Raw genomic sequence first — 16,571 nt, 5'->3', positions numbered from 1 at the left:
CGACAACCCCCTCACCCCTGCCCCACGCAACAGTCGAAACAACAAGGTTTCCGCCTGATCGTCACGGTGCTGGGCGGTCATCAACACCTCATTGGCTTGAGTCGCCTCGATGAACGCGGCATATCGCGCATCCCGGGCTGCACGCTCGATACTGGCGCCGGGTTGAACCTGCACACGAACAACCTGCAGCGACACCCCCTGCGCATCACAGACCGATTGACAATGATCCGGCCACGCATCAGCCGCCGCTTGAAGGCCGTGATGAACATGGATGGCGCTTAGCGTCGGCAGGGATTCGGTTTTCGCGAGGTGTACAAGAAGGTGCAGCAGGACGGTGGAGTCGAGACCACCGGAGAACGCGATGCGCCAGGTTGTAGCATTGCGCCACGGTTTCAGATTCAGCAACAACTTGGCAGGCAAATCAATCATTGGCCGACTCATAGCGTTCCCTTTACACAAAACAAATGTGGGAGCGAGCCTGCTCGCGATAGGGGCATAACAACCAACAGATTAGTTGAATGTTAAGCCGCCATCGCGAGCGGGCTCGCTCCCACATGGGTATAGCGAGGTCAGATCAGAGACCGTAGCTCATCAGGCGCTCGTAACGGCGAGCCAACAGCGCTTCGTTATCGAACTTCTTCAGCATCGCCAGTTGCGAACTCAGTTCTGCACGGATCGATGCAGCCGCAGCCGCCGGATTACGGTGCGCGCCGCCCAAAGGCTCGCTGATCACTTTATCCACAATACCCAGGCCTTTCAGGCGCTCGGCGGTGATGCCCATGGCCTCGGCTGCGTCCGGCGCTTTCTCGGCGGTCTTCCACAGAATCGAGGCGCAACCTTCCGGCGAAATCACCGCGTAGGTCGAGTACTGCAGCATGTTCAGTTGATCGCAAACACCGATCGCCAGAGCACCGCCAGAACCACCCTCACCGATCACGGTGGCGATGATTGGGGTTTTCAGGCGAGCCATGACGCGCAGGTTCCAGGCAATCGCTTCGCTCTGGTTGCGCTCTTCAGCGTCGATACCTGGGTAAGCGCCCGGGGTGTCGATGAAGGTCAGGATTGGCATCTTGAAGCGTTCGGCCATTTCCATCAGGCGGCACGCCTTGCGGTAGCCTTCCGGACGCGGCATGCCGAAGTTGCGGCGAACTTTCTCGCGAACTTCACGGCCTTTCTGGTGACCGATGATCATCACCGGCTGGTCGTCCAGACGGGCAATGCCGCCCACGATCGCAGCGTCGTCGGAGAAGTGACGGTCGCCGTGCAGTTCGTCGAACTCGGTGAAGATATGTTCGATGTAGTCCAGGGTGTATGGACGTTTCGGGTGACGCGCCAGACGCGCGATCTGCCAGCTGGTCAGCTTGCCGAAGATGTCTTCGGTCAGCGTGCTGCTTTTGTCCTGCAGGCGGGAGATCTCATCGCCGATATTCAGCGAATTGTCATTACCGACCAAGCGCAACTCTTCGATCTTGGCTTGCAGGTCGGCGATCGGCTGTTCGAAATCTAGAAAATTCGGGTTCATAGGCGTCCGTCTTGGGTCGACATCCAAGAGAGCTTGGGCCGGCCGGTTGTCTATTCGCGCCCTACCTTAAGGGAGAGGCGCGTTCAGGTCGAGATTAAAAATTCAGGTCGAGATCAGGCGCGTCTATTGCACCTGACCGTCAACGGTATTGGAGGAAGACGTTGTCTCGCCCGAACTGGTCACGCAGGGCTTGAATCAAGGCATCCGCCGGGTCGATCCGCCAGGTCTCGCCGAACTGCAGCAAGGCCTTCGCATCGGGACTGGTGTATTCCATGGTGATCGGGCACGCGCCACGGTGACGCTTGAACAACTCACCGAGCCAGCGTAGCTGATCGCCTTTCAAATCCTGGGTCTGCAGCTTCAAGCGCAGGCTTTCGGCCAAATTGGTGCGCGCATCTTCCATGCTCATCACCCGCTTGACGCGCAGCCGCAGCCCACCGGAGAAATCATCGTTGCTGACTTCGCCTTCGACCACCACCATCGCGTCGGTCTGCAACAGCGACTGCGCCGAATGGAATGCTTCGGCGAACAGCGACGCTTCGATCCGGCCCGAACGGTCGTCGAGGGTGATGAAACCCATCTTGTCGCCCTTTTTGTTCTTCATGACTCGCAGGGCGATGATCATGCCCGCGACGGTCTGGGTATCACGGGCCGGTTTCAGGTCGATGATGCGCTGACGGGCGAAACGGCGGATCTCACCTTCGTATTCGTCGATCGGGTGACCGGTCAGGTACAGGCCGAGGGTATCTTTCTCCCCCTTCAGGCGCTCCTTGAGGGTCAGCTCCTTGGCTTTGCGGTGATTGGCGTAGACATCGGCGTCTTCTTCTACGAACAGACCGCCAAACAGGTCGACATGACCGCTGTCATGAGTACGAGCGGTTTGTTCGGCCGCCTTGATCGCCCCTTCCATGGCATTCAGCAAAACCGCCCGGTTGCGGTCGATATTGGCCTGATAGGCTTTCTGCTCGTCATGGAAGTAAGGGCCCAGGCGATCCAGCGCACCGCTGCGGATCAAACCGTCCAAGGTGCGCTTGTTGATACGCTTGAGATCGACGCGGGCGCAGAAATCGAACAGATCCTTGAACGGACCGTCCTGACGCGCCTCGGTGATGGCTTCCACCGGACCTTCGCCCACCCCTTTGATCGCGCCGAGGCCGTAGATAATCCGGCCTTCGTCATTCACCGTGAACTTGAACTCCGAAGTATTCACATCCGGCGCGTCGAGACGCAGCTTCATGGTGCGAATTTCTTCGATCAAGGTCACGACCTTGTCGGTGTTGTGCATATCCGCCGACAGTACCGCGGCCATGAACGGCGCCGGGTAGTGCGTTTTCAGCCAGGCGGTCTGGTAGGACACCAGGCCATAAGCGGCGGAGTGGGATTTGTTGAAGCCGTAACCGGCGAACTTTTCTACCAGGTCGAAAATGTTGCCGGCCAGGTCGGCGTCGATATTGTTGGTCTTGCAACCGTCAATGAAACCGCCGCGCTGCTTGGCCATTTCTTCGGGTTTTTTCTTACCCATGGCTCGACGCAGCATGTCCGCGCCGCCGAGGGTGTAACCGGCCATGACCTGGGCAATCTGCATCACCTGCTCCTGATACAGGATGATGCCGTAAGTCGGTGCCAGAACCGGTTTGAGGCCTTCGTACTGGTAATCCGAGTGCGGGTACGCGAGTTCGGCGCGACCGTGCTTACGGTTGATAAAGTCGTCCACCATGCCCGATTGCAACGGACCCGGACGGAACAGGGCCACCAGTGCGATCAAGTCTTCCAGGCAGTCGGGCTTGAGCTTTTTGATCAGCTCTTTCATGCCGCGCGACTCGAGCTGGAACACCGCGGTGGTTTCCGCTTTTTGCAGCAACTGGTAAGTCGGCTTGTCGTCCAGCGGGATGAACGCGATATCCAGCGGCGGCTCATCAACCTTGGCGCGATCGCGGTTGATGGTTTTCAGCGCCCAGTCGATGACCGTCAGGGTCCGCAGACCGAGGAAGTCGAACTTCACCAGGCCAGCAGCCTCAACGTCATCCTTGTCGAACTGGGTCACCAGGCCGTCACCGGCTTCATCGCAATAAATCGGCGAGAAGTCAGTCAGCTTGGTCGGAGCAATAACCACACCACCGGCGTGCTTGCCGACGTTACGCACAACGCCTTCCAGCTTGCGGGCCATTTCCCAGATTTCGGCGGCTTCTTCATCGACCTTGATGAAGTCACGGAGGATTTCTTCCTGTTCGTAGGCCTTTTCCAGGGTCATGCCGACTTCGAACGGAATCATCTTCGACAGACGATCCGCCAGGCCGTAAGACTTGCCCTGCACCCGCGCCACGTCACGGACCACCGCTTTCGCCGCCATGGAACCGAAGGTGATGATCTGGCTTACCGCGTTGCGGCCGTACTTCTCGGCCACATAGTCGATTACACGGTCACGACCGTCCATGCAGAAGTCGACGTCGAAGTCGGGCATCGATACCCGTTCCGGGTTAAGGAAACGTTCGAACAGCAGGTCATATTCCAGCGGGTCAAGGTCGGTGATCTTCTGCACGTAGGCCACCAGCGACCCGGCACCCGACCCACGGCCTGGACCTACCGGCACGCCGTTGCTCTTGGCCCACTGGATAAAGTCCATAACGATCAGGAAGTAACCGGGGAACCCCATCTGGATGATGATATCCAGCTCGAAGTTCAACCGGTCGACGTAGACCTGACGCTTGGCTTCGTAATCTTCGGTAGTGTCCTTGGGCAGCAGAACGCTGAGGCGATCCTCCAGGCCATCGAAGGAAACCTTGCGGAAATACTCGTCGATGGTCATGCCATCGGGGATCGGGAAGTTGGGCAGGAAGTGAGTGCCCAGCTTCACTTCGATGTTGCAGCGCTTGGCAATCTCGACGGTGTTTTCCAGCGCTTCGGGAATGTCGCTGAACAGCTCGGCCATTTCCTCGGCGCTTTTGAGGTATTGCTGATCGCTGTAATTCTTCGAACGCCGCGGATCGTCGAGGGCGCGGCCCTCACCGATGCAAACGCGGGTTTCGTGGGCGGCGAAGTCTTCCTGCTTGATGAAGCGCACGTCGTTGGTCGCGACCAGCGGCGCACCGATTTTTTCAGCCAGGGCCACGGCGCCATGCAACTGTTCTTCGTCATTGGGGCGGTTGGTGCGCTGGATCTCCAGATAGAAACGATCCGGGAACACGGCCATCCATTCGCGCGCCAGGTTTTCCGCTTCGGCCGGGTTGCCGCTGAGCATCGCCAGGCCGATCTCGCCTTCTTTCGCCGCCGACAGCATGATCAAGCCTTCGCTGGCTTCGGCCACCCACTCGCGCTCGATGATGACCGAGCCATTGCGCTGGCCGTCGATGAAGCCGCGGGAAATCAGTTCGGTGAGGTTGCGATAACCCACGGCGTTCATCGCCAGCAGGCTGATCCGGCTCAGGGCGTTATCCGGATCCTTGTTCGACAGCCACAGGTCGGCGCCACAGATCGGCTTGATCCCGGCGCCCATGGCGGCTTTATAGAATTTGACCAGGGAACACATGTTGTTCTGGTCGGTGACCGCTACGGCAGGCATGTTCATGCCGACCAGGGTCTTGACCAGCGGTTTGATCCGCACCAGACCGTCGACCAGGGAGTACTCAGTGTGCAGGCGTAGATGAACGAATGAAGCCGGCATAGTGATCCTGTCTAGAAACTAGAAACGTGAAGACAACAAGGCCCGGATTGTACCGGGCCTTGGCAAAAACATCAGCCTTGCGACTAACTCTCGATCAGGTTTTCCCGCGCCTCGTAAGCCAGGCGTACCGGGGCGAACGAGCGGCGGTGAATCGGCGTCGGCCCCAGGCGGGCCAGCGCCTCCAGGTGAACGGGCGTCGGGTAGCCTTTGTGGCCACCGATACCGTAACCCGGGTAAATCAATTCGAACGCTGCCATCTCGCGGTCGCGGCTGACCTTGGCCAGAATCGACGCTGCAGCGATGGCCGGTACCTTGCCGTCGCCCTGCACCACCGATTCGGCACGCATGGACAGTTTCGGGCAACGGTTGCCGTCAATCATCGCCAGTTTCGGCTGAATGTGCAGCCCTTCGACGGCACGCTGCATGGCCAGCATGGTGGCGTGAAGTATGTTCAGGTCGTCGATTTCTTCTACTTCAGCGCGGGCGATATACCAACTCAAGGCCTTTTCGCAGATTTCGTCGTAAAGCGCTTCACGGCGAGCCTCGGTGAGCTTCTTCGAGTCGTTGAGGCCCAGGATGGGGCGGCTCGGATCGAGGATCACTGCCGCCGTCACCACCGCACCACACAGCGGGCCGCGACCGACTTCATCGACACCCGCCACCAGATCTTCAAGCTCATCGACTAGCATAAAATCCAGGCCCATCTGCTTGCTTGCTTTGCTCATTATGCTCTGCCAATCAGGTTCAGTACCGCGTCTGCTGCCTGATTGGAGGCATCCAAGCGCAGGGTTCGGTGGATTTCGTCAAAGCCTCGGGTCTGTTCCTGGCCACCTTCAATCAGTGGCGACAGGGTTTGGGCCAAAGCCTCTACCGTCGCATCGTCCTGCAACAACTCCGGCACCAGCAGGCGCTGGGCCAGCAAATTCGGCAACGAGATGTAGGGACTCTTCACCATCCGCTTGAGAATCCAGAACGTCAGCGGTGCCAAGCGATAAGCGACCACCATCGGCCGCTTGTATAACAATGCTTCCAGCGTAGCGGTGCCCGAAGCAATCAACACGGCGTCGCAAGCAGCCAGGGCCAGGTGGGATTTACCGTCGAGCAAGGTCAGCGGCAGATCGCGACCGGCCAGCAGCTCTTCAAGCTGGGCCCGGCGCTGCGGGCTCGCGCATGGCATGACGAAGCGTACGCCCGGACGCAGGGCCCGCAAGCGCTGGGCGGTATCGAGGAACAGCGCACCAAGGCGCCCAACCTCACCGCCACGGCTGCCCGGCATCAGGGCGACCAGCGGCCCATCCGGCAAGCCAAGTTCGGCCCGCGCTGCGGCGCGATCAGCCTCAAGCGGAATCGCATCGGCCAGGGAGTGCCCGACAAATCGCACCGGCACGCCCTTCTCTTCATAGAATTTCGCTTCGAACGGGAACAGCGTTAGCATCAGATCGCAGCCTTCGCGAATCTTCAGCACCCGTTTCTGCCGCCACGCCCAAACCGACGGACTCACGTAATGCACGGTCTTGATGCCGGCCTGACGCAGCTTGAGTTCGATATTGAGGTTGAAGTCCGGAGCATCGATACCGATGAACACGTCCGGCTTCTCGGCGATCAGGTCGGCAACCAGCTTTTTGCGGCGTGCCAGCAACTCGCGCAACCGGCCCAGCACTTCCACCAGGCCCATGACCGAAAGACGCTCCATCGGGAAATACGAGGTCAGGCCTTCGGCCTGCATCAGCGGACCGCCGACACCAATGAACTCCACTGCCGGGTGCTGAGTCTTGAGTGCGCGCATGAGACCCGCGCCAAGAATGTCGCCGGAAGCCTCACCCGCCACCAGCGCTATACGCAGATTAGCCATGATTAACGAGTGATGCCGCGGGTCGAAGACTGGATGGAATCACGAAACACCGCGACTTCCGGGAACTGATCCGAAGGTTCGGCCAGCTCGGCGAGTGCCTGTTCAACCGTCAGGCCCTGGCGATAAACCACTTTGTAGGCACGACGCAGAGCGTGGATCGCATCTTCGCTGAAACCGCGACGACGCATGCCTTCGAAGTTCATGCTGCGGGCTTCGGCCGGGTTGCCGAACACCGTGACGTACGCCGGGACATCCTTGCCGATTGCGGTGCCCATACCGGAAAAACTGTGGGCGCCGATATGGCAATACTGGTGAACCAGGGTAAAACCGGACAGGATCGCCCAGTCTTCAACGTGCACATGGCCCGCCAACGCGGTGTTGTTGACCAGGATGCAGTGGTTGCCGATGACGCTGTCGTGGCCGATGTGGGCATAGGCCATGATCAGATTGTGATCGCCCAAGGTCGTTTCAGCACGATCCTGGATGGTCCCACGGTGAATCGTCACGCCTTCACGGATGACGTTGTGGTCACCAATGACTAAGCGAGTTTCTTCACCCTTGTATTTCAAATCGGGCGTGTCCTCGCCTACCGAAGAAAACTGGTAGATGCGGTTGTGCTTTCCGATTCGGGTCGGGCCTTTGAGAATCACATGCGGCCCGATCACTGTCCCCTCGCCGATTTCCACACCTGCACCGATGATCGACCAAGGGCCGACCTCGACGCCGTCGGCCAGGATAGCCGCCGGATCGATGATTGCGCGAGGGTCAATCAAACTCATAGTTTGCGTTCCGCGCAGATGATTTCAGCAGAGCAGACTGGCTTGCCATCGACCGAAGCCTGGCACTCGAACTTCCAGATCTGGCGCTTGCAGCTGATGAAGCGGGCTTCGAGGATCAACTGATCGCCTGGGGTGACGGGCTGGCGAAAGCGCAGCTTGTCGGAGCCGACGAAGTAGTAGAGCGTACCGTCGGCAGGCTTCACATCGAGCATTTTGAAGCCAAGGATGCCAGCAGCCTGAGCCATCGCTTCGATGATCAATACGCCCGGCATGATTGGATGCGCAGGGAAATGACCATTGAAGAAAGGTTCGTTGATGCTGACATTCTTGTAGGCGCGAATGCGCTTGCCTTCCACATCCAGATCCACGACCCGGTCCACCAGCAGGAACGGGTAACGGTGAGGCAGGTATTCGCGAATCTCGTTGATGTCCATCATTTCGGGGGGAAGCCTATGTAAAGATTGGGAGGCGCGACTGACGCGCACCCCTCTAGCAAATCAAGGAGGCAGTCTAGCGGCTGTGCACACTTGATATGGAAATGGTATCAGCCATCAGATGAAGCATTACCGTCAGGGGTCACGTCCCCTACACGCTTTTCCAGCTGTCGCAGACGCCGCGCGATGTCATCGAGCTGACGGATACGGGCCGCGCTTTTGCGCCATTCGGCCGCCGGTTGCATGGCCGTACCGGAAGAATAGGAACCCTTTTCGGTAATCGAGTGGGTCACCATGGTCATCCCGGTGATAAAAACGTTGTCGCAAATTTCAATATGCCCCACCAGCCCTACGCCACCGGCGAGCATGCAATGCTTGCCGATTTTGGTGCTGCCGGAGATCCCCACGCACGCGGCCATGGCGGTGTGATCACCGACCTGGACGTTGTGGGCGATCTGAATCTGGTTGTCGAGTTTCACCCCGTTACCCAGAACGGTATCGGCCAGCGCACCGCGATCAATAGCGGTATTCACGCCGATCTCAACGTCGTCACCGACCAGCACACCACCGATCTGGGCGATCTTCTGCCAGACACCTTTCTCGTTGGCAAAACCGAAACCTTCGCCACCCAGTACGGCACCGGATTGAATCACTACCCGCTTACCGATGCGTACGTCGTGATACAGCGTGACTCGCGGGGCCAACCAACCGCCCTCGCCAATCTCGCAGCGGGCACCGATGAAGCAGTGCGCGCCAACGGTCACCCCCGCTGCAATTCGTGCGCAGCTTTCGATCACCACGAACGCGCCAATGCTCGCTGCTGGATCGACCACTGCATCCGGCGCTACAACAGCTGTCGGATGAACACCGGCAGCGGCCTTTGGCTTGGGATCGAACAGATGGGAAATCCGCGCGTAGGCCAGGTACGGATCAGGCACGACCAGCGCATTACCTGCAAAACCTTCAGCGTCAGCGGCCTTCAGCAACAGGGCTGCGGCCCGGCTGTCAGCCAGGTATTTACGGTATTGGGGGTTTGCGAGAAAGCTCAACTGAGCTGGGCCAGCCTCTTGCAAAGTGGCTAGCCCAGAAATTTCTTTCTCCGGGTCGCCACGCAGTGTGGCGCCGAGGAACTCGGCCAATTGGCCGAGCTTTATAGTCGCTGTCATGGTTACTTCAGCTGATTCATGCGCTCGATAACCTGGCGAGTGATGTCGTACTGAGGCTTGACATCAATCACTGCGCCACGCTCGAAGACCAGGTCAAAAGCACCTTTCTTGATGACTTCTTCCACAGCGCTGTCCAGTTTCGGCTTGAGCTGTTTCAGCATTTCACGGTCGGCAACGGCTTTGGCTTCGTTCAGTTCCTTGGACTGGAACTGGAAGTCACGGGCCTTTTGCTTGAACTCGAGTTCCAGGCGTTCACGCTCACCTTGCTGCATCTTGTCGCCGCCAGCCATCAGACGGTCCTGGATACCCTTGGCGCTGCTTTCCAGTGTCTTGAGCTTGGTCAGCTGTGGGCCGAACTTCTTCTCGGCATCAACGGCATACTTCTTGGCCGCATCGGATTCCAGCAGAGCCATCTGATAGTTCAGAACGGCGATTTTCATGTCGGCAAAAGCCGGACCTGCGACCAGTACGGTCGCCAGGAGAACCAATTGAGTCAACTTACGCACGATGCACTCCTACAAAATCCATTGTCGTTATCTTGGGTCAGACGCTTAGAACGTCTGGCCGAGGGAGAATTGGAACACTTGAGTCTCAGCGTCATCCGGTTTCTTGACCGGCATGGCCAACGCGAAGCTCAAAGGACCCAGCGCGGTAACCCAGGTCACGCCGATACCGACGGAGCTGGCCATGTTGCTCAGGCTGATGTCGTTGCACTGCGTATTGGACTTCGAACCGTCAGCGTTCCTGGTCTCTTTGCACGTCGAATCGAACACGTTACCCACGTCCCAGAATACCGAAGTACGCAGGGAACGCTGATCCTTGACGAACGGCAGCGGGAACAGAACCTCAACACCGCCCTGGATCAGGACATTACCACCGAACGGCAGCGGATCCTGATCCGGGTCAAACGACGTACCCGGGTTTTTACCGGTACTTGGTGTACTGCGAGGCCCCAGAGTGCTGTCCTTGAAGCCACGAACCGAGTTGAAACCACCAGCATAGTAGTTTTCATAGAACGGCAAGCCATCGGTAGAACCATAACCATCGCCATAGCCCAGCTCGGTGTGCAGGCGCATGGTGTAGTTTTCGGACAATGGCTGGAACAACTGGCCACGGTAATCGAGCTTGAAGAACGACAAGTCGCTGCCAGGGGTGGTGGTTTCCAGAGTCAGGCTCTGGGAACGACCACGGGTCGCCAGTACGCCTTTGTTCAGGGTGGACTCGGACCAACCGGCCGAAGCCTTGAAGTTCAGGTAGTTGTCGCCTTCCTTGTTAACGAAGTCGAAGATCTCGTCAACGGTGTATTGACCGGTCTTGATCTTGTCTTGTTGCGCAGTCAGGCCGAAGGTCAGACGCGAAGTCTCGCTGATCGGGTAACCGACGCTCACGCCAGCACCCAGGCTGTCTACGGCATAGCTGGCAACATCGACGTCGAGGTCGTCGTAGTCAGTGGTGCGATAGAACGCGTTGTAACCCAGGCTGACGCCATCAGCAGTCCAGTACGGGTCGACATAACCGAAGTTATAACGGCTCTGGTATTCACTGCGGGTCAAGCCGACGCTGACCTTGTTACCCGTACCCAGGAAGTTGTTCTGGGTGATCGAACCGCCGAGGATCAAACCGGCGCTCTGGGCAAAACCGACGCTGGCGGTAATCGAACCGGAGGCCTGTTCTTCAACGCTGTAGTTCACGTCTACCTGGTCGTCGACGCCCGGCACGGCCGGTGTTTCGACGTTGACTTCCTTGAAGAAGCCCAGACGTTCAAGACGGGTCTTGGATTGGTCGATCAGGTAGGTCGAAGCCCAGCCGCCTTCCATCTGACGCATTTCGCGGCGCAGCACTTCGTCCTCGGACTTGGTGTTGCCACGGAAGTTGATGCGGTTCACGTAAGCACGCTTGCCCGGATCGACGGCGAATGTAATGTCGACGGTGTTGTCTTCATCGTGCGGCTGAGGCACGCCATTGACGTTGGCGAAGGTATAACCCTCGTTACCCAGGCGGCGGGTAATCAGTTCGGATGTGGTGGTCATCAACTTGCGCGAGAACACCTGGCCTTTCTGCACCAGCAGCAGGGACTTGACCTGGTCTTCAGGGACTTTCAGGTCGCCGCTCAGCTTGACGTCACGGACGGTGTACTTCTCGCCCTCATTGACGTTGACGGTGATATAGACGTGCTTCTTGTCCGGGGTGATGGACACCTGGGTCGAAGCGATATCCATGTTGATATAGCCACGGTCCAGGTAGTAGGAACGCAGACGCTCCAGGTCACCGGAAAGTTTTTCACGAGCGTACTTGTCATCGTTCTTGAAGAACGACAGCCAGTTGGTGGTCTTGAGCTCAAACAGGTCGATCAGGTCTTCTTCAGGGAAGACGGTGTTACCCACCACGTTGATGTGCTGGATGGCAGCAACGGTGCCTTCGTTGATATTGACCTTCAACGCAACGCGGTTACGCGGCTGCGGCACCACTTCGGTGTCAACGGTGGCCGAGTAGCGGCCTTGAGCGACGTATTGACGCTGTAGCTCGTTACGCACACCTTCGAGGGTGGCGCGCTGGAAGATCTCGCCTTCGGCCAGACCGGATTGCTTGAGCCCTTTCATCAGGTCTTCAGTGGAGATCGCCTTGTTACCCTCGATCTCGATACTGGCGACCGACGGGCGCTCGACTACAGTAATGACCAGGACGTTGCCATCGCGGCCCAGCTGGATATCTTGAAAGAAACCGGTTTTGAACAACGCACGAGTGGATTCCACCAGGCGACGATCATCCGCCTGTTCACCGACGTTCAACGGCAAAGCACCAAAGACGCTACCCGCGGAGACCCGCTGGAGGCCATTGACGCGAATATCAGAGATAGTGAAGGACTCGGCGTGAACTTCGGCGATCATCAATACGGTGAGAACCGCAGTTAGCAGCAGACGTTTCATGAAGTCCTTTCTTATTCCAACTGGCAATAAACAAACTGCCGCAAAATGCGGCAGATTCGCAATTCAGCGAAGCGTTACAGTCGGCCCAGATCATTGACAAGAGCAAGCAACATCACCCCGATCACCAAACTGATACCGATCTGTATCCCCCAACCCTGCACCCGATCCGACAAGGGGCGACCACGCGCCCACTCGATCAGATAAAACAACAAATGCCCCCCATCCAGTACAGGAATGGGCAACAAATTCAGAACTCCCAAGCTAATACTCAGATAAGCAAGGAAATTCAGGAAATCAGCGACACCCGACTGGGCAGAAGCGCCCGCCACTTTAGCAATGGTTATCGGTCCACTCAAGTTTTTTACCGAGAGCTCACCGAACAACATTTTCTTGAGCGAATCGAGGGTCAGTACGCTCATGGTCCAGGTGCGTCGAGCACCCTCCCCAATCGCGGCCACAGGACCATAACTAACTTCGCGAATCATCTCTGGCGGCCAATCAACAGCCTTCACCCCAGCCCCTAGATAACCACTGGGTGCCTTCTTCTCGCCGCGAGCGGCCAGCGTCACTGGGGCGTCGATTTGAGCACCATCGCGCTCGACGCGCAGCATGATTTTGGTATCAGGGTGCATACGGACTATGTCCACCACCTGTTGCCAGTCATCTAGTGGCTTGCCGTCCAGGGCCAACAGTCGGTCACCGGTCTTCAGGCCAGCAGCCTGCGCCGGGCCTTTCGGGTCAAGTTCGGCCAGGACCGGCGGCAGTGCCGGACGCCAAGGGCGCAATCCCAGCGAACGAATCGGATCAGGCTCATCGGCACCCTTGAGCCATTTATCCAGCATCAGCTCACGGGGCGAATCCACCGTGGAACCCTGGTCACGGACCAGCAATTGCAGGGAACCGCTCTCCCCAAGACGACGGACCAACTGCAGGTTCACCGCAGCCCAGCCGGAAGTTGGCTCGCCATCGATGGCAATGATTTCCTGACCCGCGCTCAAACCAGCCCTGGCGGCGATACTGCCGGATTCGACTGCCCCAATGATCGGGCGCACTTGCTCGCTGCCGAGCATGGCCAGCACCCAGAAAAAAAACATCGCCAGTAAAAAGTTGGCAATCGGCCCCGCCGACACAATAGCGATACGCTGGCGGACGGATTTGCGATTGAAAGATTGATCAAGCTGATCGGCGGGCACTTCACCTTCGCGCTCGTCGAGCATTTTCACGTAACCGCCCAGCGGGATCGCGGCGACAACGAACTCAGTGCCTTTCTTGTCGTGCCAGCGCAGCAACGGCATACCGAAGCCCACGGAGAAACGCAGCACTTTGACCCCACAGCGACGTGCGACCCAGAAGTGGCCGAATTCGTGGAAGGTGACCAGCACACCCAAAGCCACCAGGGTGCCGACAATCATATAGAGCGCGCTCATCTACTTTCTCCGCAATCCTGTCCAGTGCCGCATGGGTCAACGTATTGCAGCATTTACCGCCCGTGACGACTCAACCATTGTTCGGCCAGTACTCGCGCTTTCGCGTCGGCCGTGAACACTGCCTCGAGATCGCCAACCGCAACCACGGGCTCGATGTTCAACACCTCTTCGATGATACTCGCGATTTCCGGGTAGCGAACCCGCCCGTCGAGAAAGGCCGCGACCGCCACTTCATTCGCCGCGTTCAGCATGGCCGGCGCGCTGTTGCCGGCTTCGGCCGCCTGACGTGCGAGGCGCAGACACGGGAATCGCTCTTCGTCAGGCGCCTGGAAGTCCAGCCGCGCAATTGCAAACAGGTCCAGCGGCGCAACACCCGAATCGATTCGCTCCGGCCAGGCCAGCGCGTTGGCAATCGGCGTGCGCATGTCAGGGTTACCTAACTGGGCCAATACCGAACCGTCGATGTAATCGACCAGCGAATGAATCACGCTCTGAGGATGAATCACCACTTCGACCTGGGACGGCTTGGCATCAAACAGCCAGCAGGCTTCGATCAACTCCAGCCCCTTGTTCATCATGCTGGCCGAATCCACCGAAATCTTGCGCCCCATGGACCAGTTCGGATGAGCACACGCCTGCTCAGGGGAAACATGCACCAGTTCAGCCATAGGTGTCTGTCGGAACGGACCGCCAGAGGCCGTGAGTAAAATCCGACGCACCCCGACGGCACCCAGCCCACGAGCGAAATCCTGAGGCATGCACTGGAAAATCGCGTTGTGCTCGCTATCGATCGGCAGCAACACCGAACCACTCTTGCGCACCGCCTGCATGAACAGCGCACCGGACATCACAAGCGCTTCTTTGTTGGCCAGGAGGATTTTCTTGCCGGCTTCGACCGCCGCCAGAGTCGGTCGCAAGCCCGCAGCGCCAACGATGGCCGCCATGACCGCATCGACCTCAGGGTCGGAAGCAACCTGACACAGGCCCTCTTCACCCACCAACACGCGAGTCGACAGACCTGCGGCACGCAATTCGTCCTGCAAGCCTCGGGCAGCACCCGTCTCAGGCACCACGGCGAACCGCGGCGCATGACGAACGCACAGCGCCAACAGCTCGTTCAGCCGGGTGAAGCCGCTCAAGGCGAAAACCTGATAACGCTCGGGATGACGAGCGATGACGTCAAGCGTGCTCAGACCAATCGAACCGGTCGCCCCCAGGACGGTAATCTGCTGCGGGCGGCTCACGGTGCCGCCATCCACAGCAGCACGGCAAACACTGGAATCGCTGCCGTCAGGCTGTCGATACGGTCCAGCACGCCGCCGTGCCCGGGAAGCAGATTACTGCTGTCCTTGATCCCGGACTGACGCTTGAACATGCTTTCGGTGAGGTCACCTACTACAGAGATAAACACGATGATGGCTGCACCGATCAGACCTTTGAACAGCTGCGCCACCGTCCAGTCCCGAACCAGTCCGACAATGACAGTAATGACCAGACTCACCGCGAGGCCGCCGTAGACGCCCTCCCAGCTTTTGCCGGGACTGACCTGTGGCGCCAGCTTGCGCTTGCCAAAAGCCCGGCCAGAGAAATAGGCACCGATATCAGCACCCCAGACCAGCACCATCACCGCCATGATCAACCAGTTGCCCAAAGGCTCCTGCTTGATCTGGACCAGGCCTTGCCAGGCCGGCAGCAGGATCAGCAGACCGATCATCAGTTTGCAGGCAGCACTGGACCAAAGTTCGCTGGAGCGCGGATACGTCAGCACCAGATAGGTTGCAACGCCCCACCACAGCACCGAAGCACCCAATACCCAAGGCGCGAGCCCAGGCACGACATGCATGACAAACAGCATCAACGCGACCACAGCCGCATAGGCAACGCGGGCCGGCTGTTCAGTGAAACCCGCCAGGCGAGCCCACTCCCATGCACCGAGGGTCACGACCAGCCCGATGAACAGCGCAAAACCGGTGCCTTCGAGCAGGAAAAACCCACCCAAGGCAATCGGCAGCAGGATCAGCGCGGTGATGATTCGTTGTTTAAGCATTAAACCCGGGCTCCAGCCTCGACCTGCTCGCTCGTTTTACCGAAGCGGCGCTGCCGAGAAGCAAAATCGGCCAGCGCGGTACGCATGGCATCGTGTTTGAAGTCCGGCCAGAACAGGTCGGAGAAGTACAACTCGGCGTATGCCAGCTGCCACAGCAGGAAGTTACTGATGCGGTGCTCGCCACCGGTACGGATGCACAAGTCCGGCAACGGTAAATCGCCGGTAGCCAGACAGGTTTGCAACAGTTCCGGGGTAATGTCTTCCGGACGCAGGTGCCCGGCCTGAACTTCCCGAGCCAGACGTTGTGCGGCCTGCGCGATATCCCAATGCCCACCATAGTTGGCAGCGATCTGCAGGACGAAGCGATTGGCGCCCGCCGTCATTGCCTCGGCTTCACGCATGGCTGCCTGAAGCTCTGGGTGAAAGCGCGAACGATCGCCAATGATGCGCAAACTGATGTTGTTCTCGTTCAGGCGCTTGGCCTCGCGACGCAATGCCTTGAAGAACAGATCCATCAAGGCGCTGACCTCGTCGGCCGGGCGCTGCCAGTTCTCGCTGGAGAAGGCGAACAGGGTCAATACTTCGACCCCGGCCTCGGCGCACACCTCGATTACCGCACGAACCGCATCCACGCCCGCTTTATGACCGGCGACACCCGGCATAAAGCGTTTTTTCGCCCAGCGATTATTACCATCCATGATGATCGCGACATGGCGCGGCACCGCGGACGGCGCAGTCTGCTTTGTCTTATCCATT

General features: G+C 58.6%; 14 protein-coding genes. All 14 read right to left on the bottom strand.

The annotated features are described in order from the left end of the window. The coding region (gene tilS / locus AC3WP4_RS18815) for a tRNA lysidine(34) synthetase TilS (protein ID WP_102642458.1) at positions 1-441 on the bottom strand (441 nt) is incomplete at its 3' end. 133 nt (positions 442-574) lie between these two features. Next, on the bottom strand, positions 575-1,522 hold the full coding sequence (locus AC3WP4_RS18810; protein ID WP_008154040.1) for an acetyl-CoA carboxylase carboxyltransferase subunit alpha: 948 nt from the start codon (positions 1,520-1,522) through the stop codon (positions 575-577). A gap of 139 nt (positions 1,523-1,661) precedes the next feature. Then, positions 1,662-5,183 (bottom strand): DNA polymerase III subunit alpha, encoded by a 3,522-nt coding sequence (gene dnaE, locus AC3WP4_RS18805; protein WP_074879673.1) that lies wholly within the window; start codon positions 5,181-5,183, stop codon positions 1,662-1,664. Positions 5,184-5,266: 83 nt separating this feature from the next. Next, the gene (gene rnhB, locus AC3WP4_RS18800; RefSeq protein ID WP_074879676.1) at positions 5,267-5,908 is read right to left on the bottom strand and encodes a ribonuclease HII; all 642 of its coding nucleotides are present in this window, start codon (positions 5,906-5,908) and stop codon (positions 5,267-5,269) included. Next, positions 5,908-7,035, bottom strand: coding sequence for a lipid-A-disaccharide synthase (lpxB, locus tag AC3WP4_RS18795; RefSeq protein ID WP_102615579.1), 1,128 nt, complete (start codon positions 7,033-7,035; stop codon positions 5,908-5,910). The genes rnhB and lpxB overlap by 1 nt, the downstream gene beginning before the upstream one ends. A gap of 2 nt (positions 7,036-7,037) precedes the next feature. Next, positions 7,038-7,814: an acyl-ACP--UDP-N-acetylglucosamine O-acyltransferase gene (gene lpxA / locus AC3WP4_RS18790; protein ID WP_074879681.1), complete on the bottom strand. Its 777-nt coding sequence runs from the start codon at positions 7,812-7,814 to the stop codon at positions 7,038-7,040. Beyond that, positions 7,811-8,251, bottom strand: a complete 441-nt coding sequence (gene fabZ, locus AC3WP4_RS18785) for a 3-hydroxyacyl-ACP dehydratase FabZ (protein WP_008154051.1) — start codon at positions 8,249-8,251, stop codon at positions 7,811-7,813. The genes lpxA and fabZ overlap by 4 nt, the downstream gene beginning before the upstream one ends. Positions 8,252-8,358: 107 nt before the next feature. Next, positions 8,359-9,414 (bottom strand): UDP-3-O-(3-hydroxymyristoyl)glucosamine N-acyltransferase, encoded by a 1,056-nt coding sequence (gene lpxD, locus AC3WP4_RS18780; RefSeq protein ID WP_074879684.1) that lies wholly within the window; start codon positions 9,412-9,414, stop codon positions 8,359-8,361. A 2-nt stretch (positions 9,415-9,416) separates the two neighbouring features. Continuing rightward, positions 9,417-9,920 (bottom strand): OmpH/Skp family outer membrane protein, encoded by a 504-nt coding sequence (locus AC3WP4_RS18775; RefSeq protein WP_008028980.1) that lies wholly within the window; start codon positions 9,918-9,920, stop codon positions 9,417-9,419. Between the two features lie 45 nt (positions 9,921-9,965). After that, on the bottom strand, positions 9,966-12,341 hold the full coding sequence (bamA, locus tag AC3WP4_RS18770) for an outer membrane protein assembly factor BamA (protein WP_074879687.1): 2,376 nt from the start codon (positions 12,339-12,341) through the stop codon (positions 9,966-9,968). 74 nt (positions 12,342-12,415) lie between these two features. Then, positions 12,416-13,768, bottom strand: coding sequence for a sigma E protease regulator RseP (gene rseP, locus AC3WP4_RS18765; RefSeq protein WP_102615580.1), 1,353 nt, complete (start codon positions 13,766-13,768; stop codon positions 12,416-12,418). A 53-nt stretch (positions 13,769-13,821) separates the two neighbouring features. After that, positions 13,822-15,012 carry a 1-deoxy-D-xylulose-5-phosphate reductoisomerase gene (ispC, locus tag AC3WP4_RS18760; protein ID WP_102615581.1) on the bottom strand — a complete coding sequence of 397 codons (1,191 nt, stop codon included), beginning with the start codon at positions 15,010-15,012 and terminating at the stop codon, positions 13,822-13,824. Continuing rightward, the gene (locus AC3WP4_RS18755; protein WP_074879693.1) at positions 15,009-15,815 is read right to left on the bottom strand and encodes a phosphatidate cytidylyltransferase; all 807 of its coding nucleotides are present in this window, start codon (positions 15,813-15,815) and stop codon (positions 15,009-15,011) included. The genes ispC and AC3WP4_RS18755 overlap by 4 nt, the downstream gene beginning before the upstream one ends. Further along, positions 15,815-16,570: a polyprenyl diphosphate synthase gene (uppS, locus tag AC3WP4_RS18750; RefSeq protein ID WP_102615582.1), complete on the bottom strand. Its 756-nt coding sequence runs from the start codon at positions 16,568-16,570 to the stop codon at positions 15,815-15,817. Before uppS ends, AC3WP4_RS18755 begins: the two co-directional genes overlap by 1 nt. Position 16,571 lies beyond the last annotated feature (1 nt).

This window comes from Pseudomonas sp. FW305-20 (assembly GCF_058788075.1).
Note: the sequence above shows the minus strand (reverse complement) of the source record. Positions and strands in the feature narration are given on the sequence as shown.

What these genes read in the sequence shown, in the direction of transcription:
- AC3WP4_RS18810 (WP_008154040.1), bottom strand. Translation starts at nt 1,522, where the DNA reads ATGAACCCGAATTTTCTAGATTTCGAACAGCCGATCGCCGACCTGCAA.
- dnaE (WP_074879673.1), bottom strand. Translation starts at nt 5,183, where the DNA reads ATGCCGGCTTCATTCGTTCATCTACGCCTGCACACTGAGTACTCCCTG.
- rnhB (WP_074879676.1), bottom strand. Translation starts at nt 5,908, where the DNA reads ATGAGCAAAGCAAGCAAGCAGATGGGCCTGGATTTTATGCTAGTCGAT.
- lpxB (WP_102615579.1), bottom strand. Translation starts at nt 7,035, where the DNA reads ATGGCTAATCTGCGTATAGCGCTGGTGGCGGGTGAGGCTTCCGGCGAC.
- lpxA (WP_074879681.1), bottom strand. Translation starts at nt 7,814, where the DNA reads ATGAGTTTGATTGACCCTCGCGCAATCATCGATCCGGCGGCTATCCTG.
- fabZ (WP_008154051.1), bottom strand. Translation starts at nt 8,251, where the DNA reads ATGATGGACATCAACGAGATTCGCGAATACCTGCCTCACCGTTACCCG.
- lpxD (WP_074879684.1), bottom strand. Translation starts at nt 9,414, where the DNA reads ATGACAGCGACTATAAAGCTCGGCCAATTGGCCGAGTTCCTCGGCGCC.
- bamA (WP_074879687.1), bottom strand. Translation starts at nt 12,341, where the DNA reads ATGAAACGTCTGCTGCTAACTGCGGTTCTCACCGTATTGATGATCGCC.
- rseP (WP_102615580.1), bottom strand. Translation starts at nt 13,768, where the DNA reads ATGAGCGCGCTCTATATGATTGTCGGCACCCTGGTGGCTTTGGGTGTG.
- AC3WP4_RS18755 (WP_074879693.1), bottom strand. Translation starts at nt 15,815, where the DNA reads ATGCTTAAACAACGAATCATCACCGCGCTGATCCTGCTGCCGATTGCC.
- uppS (WP_102615582.1), bottom strand. Translation starts at nt 16,570, where the DNA reads ATGGATAAGACAAAGCAGACTGCGCCGTCCGCGGTGCCGCGCCATGTC.